The sequence below is a fragment of the Variovorax sp. FW305-3-2-15-B-LB1 genome (assembly GCF_058787635.1).
Window position 1 is genome coordinate 1 of the sequence record NZ_JBYSZY010000115.1, and the last position, 2,716, is coordinate 2,716.

At 67.4% G+C, this 2,716-nt stretch carries 3 protein-coding genes; 1 reads left to right on the forward strand and 2 read right to left on the reverse strand.

The genetic code is table 11. The features are described 5' to 3' along the window. Positions 1-262: 262 nt before the first annotated feature. On the reverse strand, positions 263-1,180 hold the full coding sequence (locus tag AC3WQR_RS31510; protein ID WP_492745966.1) for a LysR substrate-binding domain-containing protein: 918 nt from the start codon (positions 1,178-1,180) through the stop codon (positions 263-265). Between the two features lie 114 nt (positions 1,181-1,294). Here AC3WQR_RS31510 and AC3WQR_RS31515 point away from each other — a divergent pair, with 114 nt between their 5' ends. Further along, a complete protein-coding gene (locus tag AC3WQR_RS31515; RefSeq protein WP_492745968.1) occupies positions 1,295-2,113 on the forward strand; it encodes an aminotransferase class IV family protein in 819 nt (272 codons plus the stop codon). Between the two features lie 44 nt (positions 2,114-2,157). On the opposite strand, the gene AC3WQR_RS31520 is transcribed toward AC3WQR_RS31515, so the two are convergent. Next, a complete protein-coding gene (locus AC3WQR_RS31520) occupies positions 2,158-2,622 on the reverse strand; it encodes an Mpo1 family 2-hydroxy fatty acid dioxygenase (protein ID WP_070061973.1) in 465 nt (154 codons plus the stop codon). Positions 2,623-2,716: the final 94 nt, after the last annotated feature.

A 2,716-nucleotide genomic window follows, 5' to 3' on the forward strand; every position in this document is an offset into this window, starting at 1 on the left:
TGAAGCCTTCAGGCTCACAAAGCGGGTGGGTCAGTATTCAATGGAAATCTCGGGTCAGAGATCGATGGAATCCAACAGGCCCAAAATTCCAAAATTAGTGATGCAAATCGCGAGGAATTCCATCTCGAGTGAAACACGAGTTCCAGTCTGAATGACCGGTTGCGGTGTATGTCCTTGATTTCAAAAAGACAGCTATTCCCTGTCGAATGAAAATCGACATTTGCCGCGATTTGTTGGATATTTGTATGCCGTTTGGCGTTTTTCAAGTCCTGGACGCCTGCCCCAGCAGCCAGTCCTGGAACGCCAGGATGCGCGGGTCCCGGGCGCTGCCTTCCGGGTAGACCAGGTGGTAGGCGTAGCCCGCTGCCATGGGCACGCCGATGTCGAACAGCCGCACCAGCCGGCCCTGGGCGAGGTCGGCGCCGATCATGTCCAGGTCGGCCAGGCCGACCATGCCGCTCTCGGTGACGGCGCGCACCACGTCGCTCGAGTCGGCGAAGCCGATGCAGTGGCTGTCGTCGAAGCCCTCGATGCCCGCCGCGGCCATCCACATCGGCCAGTTGGGCCAGACCATGCCGTCGGTCTTCCAGTCGACGTGGCACAGCGTGTGCTGGAGCAGGTCGCGCGGCGTTGCCAGCGGGGGCCCGCTGGCGAGCAGCCTGGGGCTGCAGACCGGCACGATGACGGTGTCGAACAGCCGCTGCGCGCGCGTGCCCGGGTCTTTGCCGGTGCCGAAGCGGATCGCTACGTCGATGTCGTCGGCGTCGAAATCCCGCAGTGCGTCGGAAATATCGAAACCCAGTTCCAGCCCTGGGTTCGCAGCCCGGAACTGCGGCAGCCGGGGCAACAGCCAGTTGGTCGCGAAGCGGGCGCTGGTCGACAGTCGCAGCGTCGCCGCCCCGCGCGCCATGCGCCGGGCGCGGCCGGCGGCGCGGCGCAGGGTGTCGAGCGCGTCGGCGGTGGCCTCGAACCACACGGCGCCGGCCGGCGTGAGGCGGATGCTGCGGCTGGTGCGCGTGAACAGCACCACGCCGAGCTGCTCCTCGATCTCCTTGATCTGGTGGCTCACGGCCGCCGGCGTCAGCCCGACTTCTTCGGCAGCCCGCGTGAAGTTCAGGAGCCGCCCGGCGGCCTCGAAGGTGCGCAGGGCGCGGGTGCCGGGGAGCAGTCTGGGGTGCATCGATCTTCAAATGGTTTTTGATGATTTTCCAAAAACTATTTGTTTCTCCTAAGGAAGTCAACGCGGGATAGTTCAGGAACTTGATGATCCATCCCCTCCAGGAGCCACGAAACCATGTCCGCCAGCGTCCCTTCCTCTTCCACTTTCGTCGTGCAACGCAACGGCCAACCCGCAACCGCCGAGGCCCTGACTCCGCTCGCCTTCGCCGGCCACGCGCATTTCACGGCCATGCAGGTGCGCGGCGGCCGGGTGCGGGGCCTCGACCTCCACCTGGCACGGCTGCGCTTCGCCTCGCAGACCTTGTTCGGGCAGGCGCTGCCCGACGACACGGTGCGCACTCACCTGCGGGCGGCGCTGGCGGCCGGTCCGGCGGACCTGTCGCTGACGGCCACCGTCTACTCCCCGGCCGGCGAGTTCACCGCGGCTGACGCGGTGCCCGAGGTGCTGGTCCGCACCGGCCCGCCTTCCAACGGCCCCGCCGGCCCGCTGACCCTGGCCGCGATCGAACACGAGCGCTTCCTGCCGGCCGTGAAGCATGTCGGTGAAGGCGCCAAGACCCAGCTGCTGCGCCAGGCCGTCGCGCAGGGCCTCGACGACGCGGCCTTTCTCGACCGGCACGGCCGGCTCGGCGAAGCGTCGATCTGGAACCTGGCCTTCTGGGACGGCGAGGCGGTGGTGTGGCCCGAGGCCGACGTCCTCACCGGCACCACGATGGGCATCGTGCGCCGGCAGCTCGAGCGCCTCGGTGTCCCGCAGCGCAGCCACGTGCTGCGGATGGCCGACCTGCCCGCGCTGGCCGGCGCCGTGGTCATGAACTCGTGGACGCCGGGCGTGGCGGTGCACCGCATCGGCGACGTGGTGTTGCCGCCAGCGCCGGCTTTCGTGGAACTGCTGCACCGGGCCTATGAGGCCGAGCCGCTCGTGTCGCCTTGAAGGAACCCGCGCGCGCGGACGCTGCGCGCCAGATCACCCACCGACTACCAGCGGATGCCGAGCTTGACGAACAGCTTGGACAGCACGAACAGCGGGCCAACCCAGAGGTACTGGATGTCCTCGAAGAACGAAGGCTTCTTGCCTTCGATCTTGTGGCCGACGAACTGGAAGATCCACGCCACCACGAAGATCGCCGCCGACACCGGCGCCACCGCGGTGCCCATCGCATGCACCGCCACCAGCGCCAGCACCGTGAGCGCCAGCATGGTGATGAGGAAGGCCGGCGAGCGCAGCAGGGCGTAGTACACGAGGCTGGCCGCCACGAAGGCGTAGGCCACCCACGGATGGATCGCGAACAGCAACCCGACGATGCTCAGCATGATCGCGGGAATGGCCACGAAGTGGATCAGTTCGTTGGTCGGATGGCGGTGGCTCTCCTCGTAGTGGGCGAGCAGGCGGTCGACCTTGCGCTCGCTGGTGGCGAGCGGGGCGGCGGCGGTGTGGGTCATGGCAGGTCTCCGGGGCGCCGTGCGTTGCGGCAAGAGTCTCATGGTGCCCACGGCGCCAGGCGATGGCAAGTGGCGTCGTCCCGGGGGGAGGGGG